Consider the following 14327-nt stretch of genomic DNA (forward strand, 5'->3'; position numbering starts at 1 on the left):
AAGGTTTCTCACCAGTAGACAGACAGCGCCAGTGCGCCGAACAGGCAGACGAACAGGGACAGGCGCAACAGCGCCGGGTGCCAGAAGAAGCGATAGCCGTCGTGGCTGGCGATGAAGCGGTCCAGGCCCCAAGCCAGGCCTGCAGCGAACAGGAACATCAGTGTCATGGTGGGCATGTACACGCCATGGAAGGCGATCTCACGGGGCATGGTGCAATCCTTTGGCCGGGGCCAGGGGTGACTGGGGGTCGAGCAGCGAGGTGCGGATGAAGTGCAGGTAGCTCTGCGCGCGGCGCAGCACCGACGTGTCGAAGTGCCGGGCGAAAGGTTCGTCGGTGGCCTGCACGCGGCTGATGGCGTGGTCGACCGCCACCAGCGCGCGCTCGTGGTTGCTGGCGTTGGGCTGCAGGAACAGCCGCGCCAGGGCGCGCCCCATCACCCGGATCGCCTGGCGCCAGGGCTGCGATTCGGCATAGGCCGGGTGCACCGGGGCGTTGGCCTGCTCCTTGCGCAGTTCGATCACGGCGTGGCCGACTTCCGATACCACGAACATCCAGCCCATCAGCTCGGCCTGCACCTGCGGCTTGCCGGCCGCCAGGCCATAGGCCTGGTGCAGCAGGTCACGAGTGCGACTCTCGAAAGCCGAGCCCAGGCCACGCAGGCGCCCACCGATGGCGAACAGCACCTGTTCGCGCAGGTCCTGCTCCAGGCGGCTCCATAGCCAACGGCTGTTCGGCGGCAGGATGATCGCCCCGGCCGCAGCGCAGACCAGCATGCCGATGATCATGCCGATGTAATCGTTGATGAAGGCGTATGGGTCGTAGACCGTGAGGTTGTTGGGCACCGAACCGATGGCGAAGAACACCAGCAAGCCCACGCCATAACCGGCATAGGCCGGACGCGACGAGAGGAACGCCCCGAGCACGAACACCGGCGCCAGCACCATGCACAGCAGGGCGAAACCGTCGATCCAGGGGAACACGAAGAAGGTCTCGAAGAACCCGATGAACGCCCCGAGCAAGGTGCCGCACGCCATCTGGAACGACATGCGCCTGGGGTTGGGTGAGGCTGCCGAAAGGCCGGCGGTGACCGTGGCGATCAGCGTCATCATGGCGCCGCTGGGCCAGTCGCTGAGCAGCCAGTAGCTGCCCAGCAGCAACAGCACCGCGGCGCCACGCACGCCGGCGGCCAGCGACACCAGCCAGCTGGTCTGTGCCACATAGGGCTCGTCCCACTGCTCGCGTTCGTGGTTGTGCGCGGCGAGCGAGGCATGGGTCTGGGCGTAGCTGTAGAGGTCGTCGACCAGGCGGTAGAGCAGCTCGTAGGTGGTGTGGAAGTCCAGTAGGTCGGCGTCGCTGGGGCCGGTCTCCAGGTACGCCGCACGCAGCCCGCGCACCTGCGCCTGGAGGCCATCCTTGTAGGCTGCCAGTTCCAGGGTCAGGCGTAGCGCATCGGCATCGGTCAGGGCTCGCCCGACGTAGGGCTCGAGCAATTGCGCCAGGGTATGCAGGCCCGGCTCGATGGCGCCGACGATCTGCGCCGGGCCGCGTGCACGCAGGCGTTCGAGCAAACGGTGCAAGGCGTTGAAACGGGTGGTGATGGCCATGAATTCGCTGTTCATGCGCACCAGGCGCCCGGAGCGCCTGCGCATGTGCGGGTCTTCGAAGGCGGTGACGTTGCGCAGGCTCTCCAGCCCCACCGCCTCGGCGATGAAACGCACGTTGCACGACTCGAACAGCGCACGCTGGCTGTTGCCGCGCAGGGCCTCGACCACCACCCCGGCAAACACGCCGAAGCGCTGGTACAAGGCATTGCGCATGGCGGCGCTGGCCGATTGCGGCAGGATCGCGGCACTGACCAGGGTCGAGACGAGAATCCCCAGAGAGATCTCCAGCACCCGCCATACCGCGGCCATGAATGCCTGGTCAGGGTGCTGGAGCACCGGCAGGCCGATCATCGCCGCGGTATAACCGGCCAGCACGAAGCCATAGGCGCGGAAGGTGCGATAGCGCATGGCCCCTGCCGAGCACAGACCAACCCACAGCGCCAGGCTGGGCAGGAACAGCTCGGTGTTCTGCGGGAAGATCGCGATCAGCGCGACCATCATCGCCGAACCGGCCAGGGTGCCGAGCATGCGATAGAAACTCTTGGCGAACACATGCCCGCTCTGCGGCTGCATGACGATGAACACGGTGATCATCGCCGTGCGCGGCTGCGGCAGCTCCAGGCGCATGGCCAGCCAAAGGGTGAGGAACGCCGCAGCGAGCACCTTGAAGATGTAGACCCAGGTCACCCCGTCGGTGCGCGCCCAGGCAAAGAAGCCCCGGCGCCATTCCAGGTTGGACAGCCAACGCATCATTGCCCGCGTCCCGAGGCAATCAGGGCCGGCGCTTTCGGCGCCGCCTGATGCCCTTCATCCGGCACGTCGCTGCCCGCACCCAGACCTCCGCCCAACGCCGTGACCAGCTCGGCATGCACACTCAAGCGCGCGGCCTGGACCTGCTGCTGGATCTGCTGCTGGCGGAACAGCAGGGTCTGCGCATTGAGCACGTTCAGGTAGTCGGTCAGCCCGCGCTGGAAGGCAACCGTGGCGATGTCGTAGGTCTTCTGCGCGGCGGCGACGGATTCGGCCGCGAAGTGTGCCTGCTGCGCCATCGACTCGCGACGGATCAACTGGTCGGAAATCCCCTTCAACGCCCCGACCACTGTTTCGTTGTAATGGGCAACAGCCATGTCGTAGCCGGCCGAAGCTTCACCCAACTGCGCGCGCAGACGCCCGCCATCGAAGATCGGCAAGCTGATGGCAGGCCCGACGTTGTAGTTGAACTTGCGGCCGGTGAGAAACTCGAGCGGCCCGCCACCGGTGGCCATGAAACCAAGGCCGCCGACCAGGTCGACATTGGGGAAGAAGCCTGCGTGGGCGACCTCGATGCCGCGGGCCTGGGCTGCCACCTGCCAGCGGCTGGCGACCACGTCGGGGCGCTGGCCGACCAGCTCGGCGGGCAATGCCGAGGGCAAGGACAGCGGCGCCGCGAGCGTCAGTGTCGGGCGCTGCAGGCTGGCCCCCTCGCCCGGCCCCTTGCCGGCCAGTGCCGCCAATTGATTGCGCGTCAGGGCGATTTCTTCATCGAGGCTGTCGAGCTGCCGATGGGTTTCCGGCAACGGCGCTTCGGCCTGACTGACGTCCAGATGGGTGCCGATCCCGGCTTCGAGGCGCCGCCTGGCCAGCGCGAGGATCTGCTCCTGCTGTTCCAGCTCGGCCTGGACGATGTCGCGCTGGGCGAAATGCAGGCTCAGCTGGATGTAGGTGCGCACCACGTTGTCGTGCAATTCGAGCTGGGCCTGGCGGGCTTCGGCGGCGCGCATGTGCGCCTGGTCCAGCGCCTGCTCAGTGGCGTTGCGTTCACGGCCCCACAGGTCGAGGGCGTAGCTCAGGCCAATTGCGGCGTTGTTGTCCCAGGTATTGGCGCCGGACAGGGCGCCGGGGCCGTAGAACTGGTCCTCCGGCCAGTTGTGGCGCTTGAGGGTCGCCTCGCCATTGGCCTGGAGGCGTTCCGCCGACTCGACCACACCAGCCAGGGCCCTGGCCTGGCGCACCCGCGCCGCGGCCATGGCCAGGCTCGGGCTACCGGCAACCGCGAGGTCCATCCAGCGATCGAGCTGGGGATCACCATAGGCGCGCCACCATTGCTGCGCAGGCCAATGGGCGTCGCGGTCGGCTTCGCGGATGGCAGTGTCGGTGGCGAGTTGGTTGGCTTGCAGCGTCTTGCTTTGCGGGGCGATGCCCCAGGTTCCGATACAGCCGCTCAAGGACAGGCTAAGGGCACAGGCACTGAGCGCTCGAAGCGCTCCGATGTTGCGACGCGGCACAGCTGCGATTTCCCGAGGAAGAGGTGAAGGGGCCGGGCAATTCTAGGGGCGGGTTTCATTGGCGATAAGCGCATATTCCTGCGAATCTTTGTTACCAAAACAGCGATAATCCGGCTTTGGTCGGACGTTCTTTTTCGTCACTTCATGTCACAATTTTGTCCTCTAGATCGAGAGTGACCCATGGACACCCTGCAAAACATGCGTGCTTTCAGTTGTGTAGCCCAGCTCGGCAGCTTCACCGCTGCCGCTGCGCAGCTGGATACGACCACCGCCAACGTGTCGCGAGCGGTCTCCAACCTGGAAGCCCATCTGCAAACCCGCTTGCTCAATCGCACCACACGGCGCATCGCCCTGACCGAAGCGGGCAAGCGCTACCTGATGCGCTGCGAACAGATCCTGACCTTCGTCGAGGAGGCCGAAGCCGAGGCCAGCGATGCCCACGCCCGCCCGGCCGGGCAGCTCAAAGTGCATTCGATGACCGGCGTCGGCCAGCATTTCGTGGTCGATGCCATCGCCCGCTACCGCGAAACGCACCCAGACGTCACATTCGACCTGACCATGGCCAACCGCGTGCCCGACCTGCTCGACGAGGGCTACGACGTGTCCATCGTGCTGGCCAGCGAGCTGCCGGATTCGGGGTTCGTCTCCCAGCGCCTGGGCATCACCTACAGCATCGTCTGCGCCTCGCCCGACTACATTGCTCGCCACGGCATCGCACACAAGCCTGCCGACCTGCTCAAGCACCAGTGCCTGCGCATGGTCAGCCCGGTGATTCCGCTGGAAAAATGGTTGTTCGACGGCCCGGAAGGCCAGGAGATGGTCAACATCACCAGCTCGCCGTTCCAGGTGAACTCCGCCGACGCGATGAAGACCGCGATCCGCAGTGGCATGGGGGTGGGTGTGCTGCCGATCTACTCTGCCATCGACGGCCTGCGCGACGGCAGCCTGGTGCGGGTGATGCCCGACTATCGCCTGCAGGAGCTGAACCTGTACGCGATCTACCCGTCGCGCCAGTACCTGGATGCCAAGATCAAGACCTGGGTCGAGTACCTGCGCAACTCGCTGCCGGAAATCCTGGCGGCGCATGAAGCGGACCTGAAGACCCATGAATTGCTGATCGCCACCTGAAAAAGCTGCTGCACTGAAGGTGGGGACAATGGTAGGTTGCTAACCAATCGTTGATTCGCGGCGGCCTTTTCGCAAGGCCGCCATCGTCCCACCGCCTTGCAGAGAAGTAGCCCGATGAAAAAGACCGTCCTGGCCTTCAGCCGTATCACCCCGGCCATGGCCGAGCGCCTGCAGCACGACTTCAACGTGATCCTGCCCAATCCCAAGCTGGGCGACATCAATGCCCAGTTCAACGAAGCGCTGCCTGAGGCCCACGGCCTGATCGGCGTCGGCCGCACGCTCGGCCGCGCGCAGCTCGAAGGTGCCGGCAAACTGGAGGTGGTGTCGAGCGTGTCGGTCGGTTACGACAACTACGACCTGGACTACTTCAACGAACGCGGCATCGCCCTGACCAACACTCCCGACGTGCTCACCGAAAGCACCGCCGACCTGGGCTTCTCGCTGATCATGGGCTGCGCCCGCCGTACCGCCGAGCTGGACGCCTGGACCAAGGCCGGCAATTGGCAGGCAACCGTAGGCCCGGCACATTTCGGTAGCGACGTGCACGGCAAGACCCTCGGTATCGTCGGCATGGGCAACATCGGCGCCGCCGTGGCACGCCGTGGTCGCCTGGGCTTCAACATGTCGATCCTGTATGCCGGTAACAGCCGCAAGAGCGCGCTGGAGCAGGAACTGGGCGCGCAGTTCCGCAGCCTGGAGCAGTTGCTGGCCGAGTCCGATTTCGTCTGCATCGTGGTGCCGTTGTCCGATGCCACCCGCAAGCTGATCGGCGCCCGTGAGCTGAAGCTGATGAAGCCGAGCGCCTTCCTGATCAACATCGCCCGCGGGCCGGTGGTGGACGAGGCGGCGCTGGTCGAGGCGCTGCAAGCTGGCACCATCCGTGGCGCAGGGTTGGATGTGTACGAGAAGGAGCCGCTGGCCGATTCTCCGCTGTTCAAGCTGCCCAACGCGCTCACCCTGCCGCACATCGGCTCGGCGACTGCCGAGACCCGCGATGCCATGGCCAACCGGGCAATGGAGAACCTGCGCGCAGCGTTACTGGGCGAGCGACCACGGGACCTGGTGAATCCGCAGGTGTGGAAGGGCTGAGCCTGGCCGCTGACTGTACCGGCCTCTTCGCGGGCAAGCCCGCTCCCACAGGTAACACCACCGTATTCAGAAGCTATGTGGGCTGTTGTGGGAGCGGGCTTGCCCGCGAAGAGGCCAGCACCCATCCAGGAGGCTCACCGCGGCTGGCGCCGCCTACCCAGCACCTTGCGCACCACATACCGCGGCCGGTGCTTGGTCTCCTGGTAGATCCGCCCGACATACTCGCCCAGTATCCCGATCCCGATCAGCTGCACCCCGCCCAGGAACAGGATCGCCGACAGCAACGACGGATACCCTGGCAGGTCGATCCCCCACAGTACCTTCTGTACGATCAGGTACACCGCGAATACCAGCGCGAACAGCGACACCCCCGCGCCGATGTAGGTCCACAACCGCAACGGCACGGTACTGAACGAGGTGATGCCGTCCAGCGCCAGGTTCCACAGTCGCCACAGGCCGAACTTGCTCTCCCCCGCCACCCGCGGCGGGCGGTCGTACTCGATGATCTCGGTGCGAAATCCTACCCACGACAACACGCCCTTCATGAACAACTGCTGCTCCGGCAACTGGCGGATCGCGGCGACCACCTTGCGGTCGAGCAGCCGAAAATCACCGACGTTCTCTTCGATATGAGTGGAGGCGATACGGTTGTGCAGCCGGTAATAAAGGCGCGCACTCCAGCGCTTGAGCGGGGTGTCGGCATCGCGGCTGCGACGCTTGGCCAGGACCACGTCGGCGCCCTGCTGCCAACGCTCGACCATCTGCGCGATCAGTTCGATGGGGTCCTGCAAGTCGACATCGATCGGCACCATGGCATCGCCATCGGCATATTCGAGCCCGGCAAACAGCGCCGACTCCTTGCCGAAGTTGCGCGAAAAGTTGATCACCGTGACCCATTCATCGCGTAGCGCAAGCTCGGCGCAGATCGCCTCGGTCTCGTCGCTGCTGCCGTCATTGACGAACAGGATCTCCACCGTCATGCCCTGCAGCGACGGCTCGGCACGCACGGTGCGGTAGAAGTGTTCGAGGGTGTCCTGCTCGTTGTACACCGGCACGATGAGGGTGATATTCATGGCGTCCTCCGTCTGAAGACCACACTGCGCGAGTAGCTGTAACCCACTACAAGGCTGACCGTGGAAAAGATCACGAGGGTCAGCCAGGGTGACAGGCGCGCCCAGTCGGAAAGCGCACCCACCGCCACACTCACTATCCCCATGCCCAGCAGGAACAGCAAGTAGCGCCGCTTGCTGGGCCTGGCCGCGAAGGTGTAGCGGGCGTTGACGTAGTACGACAGGCTCGCCGCAACGGCAAACGCCAGCAGGTTGCTTGGCGCCTGGCGCAACCCCAGCAGCAGGTGCAGCAGGAAGAACACCGACCCGTGCACCAGGGTGTTGCCCAACCCGACCAGCACATAGCGCCGCATCTGGTCCAACAGCCCGCCCGCACCGGCGTTCAAGGCAACGTCCAGGGTTTGGGCTGCGGCTTGGTCACCACATAACCCTGGTCGCCGATGAGGTAGATGCTGTACAGGCGGTTGTCCACTACCGGTGTGCCGCCGCGGGCCAGCAGGTCATCGGCGCGCCAGGTCGGCGCCGGGCTCTGGTTGGCGGTGCTGTTGATATAGAACTGGCCGATACCGACGCGCGCCATCATCTCCGGCAAGAGTACGAAGTCCGAACTGCGGATGAACTTGAGCAACGGTGCCCGGGCCTGCGCGCCAGCGGCAGCAGGTAACCAACCCTCGGCCTGGTTGCGTTCGAGCAAGTAATAGGCGCGGGCCTTGTCCAACGCGGGGTGGCTGAGGATGTCCTGACCGATGTACTGACCGATCGCCGCGAACTGCGCCTTCTGCGCCTCCAGCAGACGGCCATGGGCGTAGGCCAGCGCCAGCATCGACAACAGCGGCAGGCAGAGAATCAGCGCGCGATCAGGCGCGCGGTCACCCAGCCCGCGCCTGGCCAGGTAGAGCAGTAGCACCAGCACGCAGGCAAAGCCCATCAGGGTGCGTGCGCCATGAATGAAATAGTCGAATGCCAGCATCACGCCGCTGGTCATCACCACCAGCACCAGCACCGCCAGCAGCAGGCCGGCGACGCGCACGAGCAGGCCTGGCAGGCCGTGCTGCCGATGGATACCTCGACCATCGCGCCACAGCCCAGCGGCGGCCAGCAGCGCCAGCCCCACCGCCAGGACCAGGTTGCCGGGCGTCAGCAGCAGGGCAATATGCTCGAACGCCGTGCCCAGGCGCGTTATCACTTCGCCTGGCAGCGCAGCATCCACTGCCAGCATGGTCAAACGCTGCTCGGACATCCACGGCATCGCCACCAACAGATACACCAGCGCGCCCAACAGCATCTGCACCACACGCAAGGTCACCACCTTGCCCAGCCGGGCCAGCGGATCGCCGCGCAACAGGCCGCGCACCGCGTCGATGCAACACAAGCCGATGAATACATTCAGCGTCACCTGGTAGAAACCCAGGCCGCAGGCAATCAAGACGGTGCCGGCGAACAACCGGCGTGGATCGAGGCTCACCGCCAGGATCATCGCCGCCAGACCCAGTGCCATGGCGGGCCCGTCGTACTGGTATGACAGGTTCTGCAGGAAGAACGGGCTGTACCACAGCGGCAACACCACGAGCAGGTCGGTCGGGCGCGGCTGGCCGAAGTAGTGAATGGCCAGACGCGCCAGGGCATAGGCCGCCACTGGCAGGCTCAACAGCAGCGGCAAGGGGAACAGGTTGATCGCCCCGCCGGCGAAGCTCAGCCCTGCATGCAGCCACTGGGTGAGCAGGCGCCCTTCGGCGGTCCAGTTCCCCGTGGCGGTCTGCGCGCGCCAGACATCGTCGAGGTACATCGAGTCGGCGAGAATCAGCGGCAGCACATGCAGGGCAAGTGCGAGCAGGCAGAGCAGGTGCGCCTGGCGCGGTGTCAGGGGGCGGTTCCACGGCTGGGCTGTCGGCATGGCCTACCTTGCAGGATCAAGGGGTTTGGCCAAGTGTAGACAGCGCAGCGCCAGCGTCTTCTGCAACGGTGTCGGGCACAGGCCTCACTTCATGGCCAACGCTGCCTGGGTGGCCTTGGCAACCCGGGGCTTGCGAAACACCAGCACATTACCGGCCATCACGGCGACCAGCCCCAGCAATGCCGGTGCCGTCCACTGATAGCCTTCGGCGAATGCCGACACGTTCAGCGCTACCAGCGGGAACAGCACCGTGCAATACGCCGCCCGCTCCGGGCCCATGCGCCCGACGAGGGTAAGGTAGGCGGTAAAGCCAATCACTGAACCTGGAATCACCAGGTACAGCAGCGAACCGATATAGCGGGTGTTCCACTCCATGGCGAAGGGCACGCCATTGACCAGGCAATACAACCCCAGCAGGGTCGCACCGTACACCATCCCCCAGGCGTTGGTGGTCATCGGCTTGAGGCCCGCCTTCTGTTGCAGGCTGGAAAGCATGTTGCCGGCCGAGAAGCACAGGGTACCCAGCAACGCGAGGCCCAGGCCGACCAGGGTTTCACGGCTGGCGGCGTGTCCGGACAGCTCGGGCCAGAACAGCAGGCCCAACCCCAGCAAGCCCATGGCGCCACCGCCCAGCACGTTGGCGGCGATCTTCTGGCCGAAGAAGATCCGCGCGTTGAGCGCGTTCCACAGGGTCGCGGTGGAGAACACCACGGCGATCAGGCCGCTGGCGATCCACTGGCTGGCGGTGAGGAAGCACATGAAGTTGACACAGAACAGGCAAAGCCCCTGGGCCAGGCAGATCAGGTGCCCACGCCGATTCATCGGTTGCAGGCGACGGGTCAGCAGCAGGACCGCGAACAGGATCAGACCTGCCAGGGCAAAGCGGTAGACGATCGATACCGGGATCTCGACCACACCCAATTGCAGCTTCAGGGCGATCCAGGTGGTGCCCCAGATCAGGACGGTAAGCAAATAGAGCGACAGATTCATGGGCGGGGTCCTTGGGTCTGGCGGCGGTCTGCGGAAGCGGCGGTGGCAGCGGGCTTGCCCGCGAAGAACCCACCGCCGCTCACGAAGTCTGTCCCCCTCGCCCCGCCCCGCGCTTGCACAAACTTGCGCTTTTCCGTCGGCAACCACTCCCCTTGCGCTCGCGCCGCAGTACGATAGCCCTCCAGAGGAATCGCCCATGCCGCCACTTCATCAGTTGCAAGTCTTCAACGCCATGCACAGCTCGCCCAACGCCCGCCTGGAAGCCAGCGCGCAAATGGGCGAGGGCCTGGCCGCAGCCCTGTGGCGCAACCGTGACGATGCGCGTGACTACCTCGCCCCCAGCCACCATACCCTGTCGTGCTACATCGCCGACGGCACCGGCACCTTCCGCCGCCAGCGCCCGGGCGACAAGGGCGCGCCGAACAAACTGTGCATCATGCCCGCCGGTCACGAGTCCAACTGGGTGGTCAACGGCACCATCCGCCTGGCGCACCTGTACATCAGCGAAGAACAGTTCGCCCTCGGCTGCATTCGCCTGCTCGACCGCGAGCCACGGGAAATGCAGCTGCACGAAGCCACCTTCCTCGACGACCCACAGCAGGCCCTGCGCTTTCACCAACTGATCGGGCTTGACTGGAACGAACCTGCCGAGCGCCTGCTGGCCAGCAGCCTGGCCCACGCCATCATCGACCATGCCGTGCTGGGCCAGGCCGGCCTGCGCCAGGGGCTACGGCTCAAGGGCGGGCTGGCGCCGCACCAGCGTCGGCATCTGGTGGACTACATCGAGGCCAATCTCGACCAGCCGCTTTCACTGAATGAACTGGCGCTGCGCTGCAATCTGTCCGAGTACCACTTCGCCCGGATGTTCCGCGCAAGCTTCGGCCTGCCGCCACACCAGTACCTGCTGGCGCGCCGACTGCACCAGGCGTGCCGGTTGCTGCGCCAGGGCGACCTGCCGCTGGGGCAGGTGGCATTGCTGTGCGGGTTTGCCAGTGCCAGCCATTTCAGCAATCGCTTCAGGCAGGCGATGGGCGCAACGCCCGGGGAGTATCGTGCTGCGTTGGGCAGAATAGAACTTGCGAGCCGATAAACCTTCGCCTGGGTACCTGATAATTCTGCTAGTTGTGGGCTCCTGATCATGTGTCTAGTTTCAGCAGGCACCTATCGCCCTTCACTGAATCTATCGCCCAGGAGAAAACAATGGAAAAAATCACAGAACTACCCGACAAATCTTATGGTTCATCTGCGCCGGATACATCGCAGGAACCTTACTTTAATCTGAGGTGGTATGGCTTCGAGAGCGAACATACCTCCGAGACCTCGAATGCCAAGATTGATTATGAGTTCTTCGCAGGCTTCACTCAGATCATAGCGCGTATGGCCCTCTCGCTTGACCGGGTCGTTCTGAATGTTCCCAATGGTTCCAAAGATGGGAGTTACCCTTTTGTCACCCTGGATGAACATCAAGGCGGGAAAGTCGGCATCATCCCCGGAATCATCCTGGGAGGAACCGCCCTCCGTTCAATAAAAGGTGTTGTCGATCTGAACAACATCGACGGAAGGTGCATCGTCAGCCTCTCTGGAACGGCAGACGGGTTCATCCTCAGAAAAGGGTATTTCAACTTCCCTTACCCGCGTGAACCACGTTGATGACTGAGTATATTGAAAGCACTCTAGTTCGCCATTGAAGTAGAGTGCTGCTGACCTGCCTCAGAACTCCAACGTACTCGATACACTCACCTGCCGTGCGTCGCCAATAGCCACGAAGTACCGGTTCACCGCCGAGCTGTAGTACACCTTGTCGAACAGGTTCTTCACGTTCAACTGCAAACGCACCTTGTGCGCATCCAGCTTGGTCTCGTAGCTGGCGTAGGCGTCGGCCACGGTGTAGGCCGGCAGGTCGAAATCGTTGGTCGGGTTACCTGCCCGCTCACCGACATAACGCGCACCGGCTCCCAAACGTAGACGATCACCACCGAACAGGCTGCCGTAGTCGTACACCGCCGACAGCGAGCCGGTATGGCGCGCCACGTTCTGCAGGCGATTACCCTTGAGGGCCGGGTCCTTGGTCACTTCGGCGTCGGTGAAGGCATAGCTGCCGATCAGGCTCCAGCGTTCGCTGAGCTGGCCGCTCAGGTCCAGTTCGACGCCACGCGAGCTGACTTCGCCAGCATTGCTGTACAGGGTTTCGCCGGTGCGGGTGTCGAAGTTGGCCACCAGGACATTGCGCTTGGTGATGTCGAACAGCGCCAGGGTGCCGGTGATCTGCCCGGGAATGTCGAGCTTGGCCCCCAGTTCCCAGGCCTTGCCCTCCTCCGGGGCGATGGAGGAATCGAGCACCAGCCCGCCGCTCAGCGGGGCGATGCTGGAGTTGGGCTTGAACGACTCACTGTAGCTGCCATAGAACGACAGTTGCTCGTCGACCTTGTAGACCAGCCCGGCATGCGGGGTCCAGGCGCGGTCGCTGGTGTCGGTGTTGGTGGTGAAGGGTCGGCCGCGACCGGCGAGCTGGTCGTACTGTTGCAGGCGCACACCGGCCACGGCGATCCAGTGCTCGTCCAGGTGCACGGCGTCCTGGAAGAACAGCGAGTCGGTGCGCAGCTTGTCGGTCTGGTCGCTGTCGCTGGCACGCACGGTGCTGCCTTCAGGCTCCTGGCCGTAGACCGGGTTGAGGTAGCTGAAGGTCGAACGGCTGGCCTGGCGGATCAGGTCGGCGCGATAGACCTTGCGGTCTTCATGGTCGAAGCCCAGCAGCAGGTCATGTTGCATCCCGCCCAGTTGCACATTGCCGTTCAGGCTCAGGGTGGCGAACTGGTCGCGGCTCATGGCGCCGTGGGTGCCGTCGATGCTGCGGGTCAGGGTGCCACGGGCCTCGTTGACGCCGGTCACCCGCACCTGGCTGGCGTCGTAGGTTTCACGGTTGAAGCTGTAGCCGAAGTGCAGTTTCCAGTCGTCCGCCAACTGGTGATCGACTTCAAGGCGATACAGGTCCGAGCGGCCTTCCATGTCGTTGAACGGCTCGTCCAGGCGGCGAGTGGCCGGGATATCCAGCGGGTGATTGGTGCGGTTGCTGATCGCCGTGCCACGGTCGAACGGATACAGGAACTCGCGGTGCTCATACGCCAGCAGCACCTGGGTGTCCTCGCCAAACCAGGCCAGCGACGGCGCCACCAGCGACTCGCGGTGCACGCCGTAGTTGCGCCAGTAGTCTTCATCTTCATGATCGACGATCAAGCGATACGCCAGGTTGCTGTCGCCCAGTGCACCGGTGCTGTCGAAACTGCCACCGCTGCCATTCTTGCCGCTGCCGTAGGTCGAGCCGCGCAGGGTCAGGGCGTTGTATTGCTCGAGCTGCGGACGCTTGCTGACCACGTTGATGACCCCGCCCGGATCCTGGATACCGTACAGCAGCGACGCCGGCCCCTTGAGCACTTCAACGCGTTCGGTGGTGGCGTTGAGGCTGCGACCCTGCACGATCGGCATGCCGTCGCGCATGATCGAACCGTCGCGGTTGTCGCCAAAGCCGCGCTTCATCACCGTGTCGGAGGTGCCGCCAAAGTTGTTGCCCTGGGTGATACCGCTGACGTTGGCCAGGGCATCATCGAGGTTGCGCGGCGCCTGGTCGCGCAACACCTGGGCCGGAACCACGTTGATTGCGTGCGGCGTTTCCAGGTTCGTCCCCTGGCCGCGCATGATCGAGGGGCTGGCCAGTGGCTGGTAGCTGAAGCTGTCCATCTGCGAGGTCACGGTGGTGGCCTGCAGGTTCAAGGCGCCGGACGTGTCGAGAGGTTCCAGGGTCAGGGTGCGCGCATCGACGCGGCGCCAGGCCAGACCGGATTGGCCAAGCAGTTGCTGCAAGGCCTGCTCGGCGCTGAACGAGCCGTTGAGCGCCGGCGCCTGCTGGCTGGGAAGCTCGAAGGTGTACACCACGCTTTGCCCGGTAGTGCGGCTGAAGGCGTTGAGGGCCTGGGCCAGTGGTTGGCCGGGCTGGGCGAAGGTATACACCTGAACCTGCTCGGCGGCGCGAGCCAAGGGTGCCAGCGCCACTGCGGACAGGGCACAGAGACCAAACCAGAGAGGGACGCAACGCGGGGTGAACTTCATGGACGCTGACCTGTGAGAGACCGGATTTATTGCGAATGAATCGCACTTTCACTCACTACACGGATGCCGCGCCGGGTTACCTCACCCCCCCGTGAAAAAAAATTGCGCACACCACCCCCGATAACGGCAAAAGGCCGCTTCCGGGTATCACGCGCCCATCGGCGCATTACCCGGAAGCGGCCT

Annotated in this window: 12 protein-coding genes; 4 read left to right on the plus strand and 8 right to left on the minus strand. The window is 64.5% G+C overall.

The genetic code is table 11. The features are described from left to right. Positions 1–8 precede the first annotated feature (8 nt). The 3 genes from AB688_RS23340 to AB688_RS23350 are packed head-to-tail and all read right to left on the minus strand — an operon-like array spanning position 9 to position 3869. The gene (locus AB688_RS23340) at positions 9–209 is read right to left on the minus strand and encodes a DUF1656 domain-containing protein (protein WP_054894899.1); all 201 of its coding nucleotides are present in this window, start codon (positions 207–209) and stop codon (positions 9–11) included. Then, positions 199–2355: an FUSC family protein gene (locus tag AB688_RS23345; RefSeq protein WP_063546868.1), complete on the minus strand. Its 2157-nt coding sequence runs from the start codon at positions 2353–2355 to the stop codon at positions 199–201. The genes AB688_RS23340 and AB688_RS23345 overlap by 11 nt, the downstream gene beginning before the upstream one ends. After that, positions 2355–3869, minus strand: a complete 1515-nt coding sequence (locus AB688_RS23350; protein ID WP_063546048.1) for an efflux transporter outer membrane subunit — start codon at positions 3867–3869, stop codon at positions 2355–2357. The genes AB688_RS23345 and AB688_RS23350 overlap by 1 nt, the downstream gene beginning before the upstream one ends. 180 nt (positions 3870–4049) lie before the next feature. On the opposite strand from AB688_RS23350, the gene AB688_RS23355 reads away from it, so the two are divergent. Continuing rightward, a complete protein-coding gene (locus AB688_RS23355) occupies positions 4050–4997 on the plus strand; it encodes a LysR family transcriptional regulator (RefSeq protein ID WP_054894897.1) in 948 nt (315 codons plus the stop codon). 114 nt (positions 4998–5111) lie between these two features. Continuing rightward, entirely contained in the window at positions 5112–6086 is a 975-nt protein-coding gene (locus tag AB688_RS23360) for a 2-hydroxyacid dehydrogenase (RefSeq protein ID WP_063546049.1), read from the plus strand. A gap of 134 nt (positions 6087–6220) precedes the next feature. On the opposite strand, the gene AB688_RS23365 is transcribed toward AB688_RS23360, so the two are convergent. The 4 genes from AB688_RS23365 to AB688_RS23380 form a co-directional block, all read right to left on the minus strand. Beyond that, entirely contained in the window at positions 6221–7159 is a 939-nt protein-coding gene (locus AB688_RS23365; RefSeq protein WP_063546050.1) for a glycosyltransferase family 2 protein, read from the minus strand. Beyond that, entirely contained in the window at positions 7156–7542 is a 387-nt protein-coding gene (locus AB688_RS23370) for a GtrA family protein (RefSeq protein ID WP_331249976.1), read from the minus strand. The genes AB688_RS23365 and AB688_RS23370 overlap by 4 nt, the downstream gene beginning before the upstream one ends. After that, a complete protein-coding gene (locus AB688_RS23375) occupies positions 7539–9050 on the minus strand; it encodes a glucosyltransferase domain-containing protein (protein WP_063546051.1) in 1512 nt (503 codons plus the stop codon). The genes AB688_RS23370 and AB688_RS23375 overlap by 4 nt, the downstream gene beginning before the upstream one ends. 84 nt (positions 9051–9134) lie before the next feature. Continuing rightward, the gene (locus AB688_RS23380; RefSeq protein ID WP_063546052.1) at positions 9135–10040 is read right to left on the minus strand and encodes a DMT family transporter; all 906 of its coding nucleotides are present in this window, start codon (positions 10038–10040) and stop codon (positions 9135–9137) included. Between the two features lie 196 nt (positions 10041–10236). Here AB688_RS23380 and AB688_RS23385 point away from each other — a divergent pair, with 196 nt between their 5' ends. Beyond that, positions 10237–11130 carry a helix-turn-helix domain-containing protein gene (locus AB688_RS23385; RefSeq protein WP_063546053.1) on the plus strand — a complete coding sequence of 298 codons (894 nt, stop codon included), beginning with the start codon at positions 10237–10239 and terminating at the stop codon, positions 11128–11130. Positions 11131–11240: 110 nt separating this feature from the next. Next, the gene (locus AB688_RS23390) at positions 11241–11690 is read left to right on the plus strand and encodes a hypothetical protein (protein ID WP_063546054.1); all 450 of its coding nucleotides are present in this window, start codon (positions 11241–11243) and stop codon (positions 11688–11690) included. A 60-nt stretch (positions 11691–11750) separates the two neighbouring features. On the opposite strand, the gene AB688_RS23395 is transcribed toward AB688_RS23390, so the two are convergent. Further along, a complete protein-coding gene (locus AB688_RS23395) occupies positions 11751–14144 on the minus strand; it encodes a TonB-dependent siderophore receptor (RefSeq protein WP_063546055.1) in 2394 nt (797 codons plus the stop codon). Between the last annotated feature and the right edge of the window lie 183 nt (positions 14145–14327).

The sequence above is a fragment of the Pseudomonas putida genome (assembly GCF_001636055.1).
Classification (GTDB): Bacteria; Pseudomonadota; Gammaproteobacteria; order Pseudomonadales; family Pseudomonadaceae; genus Aquipseudomonas; species Aquipseudomonas machongensis.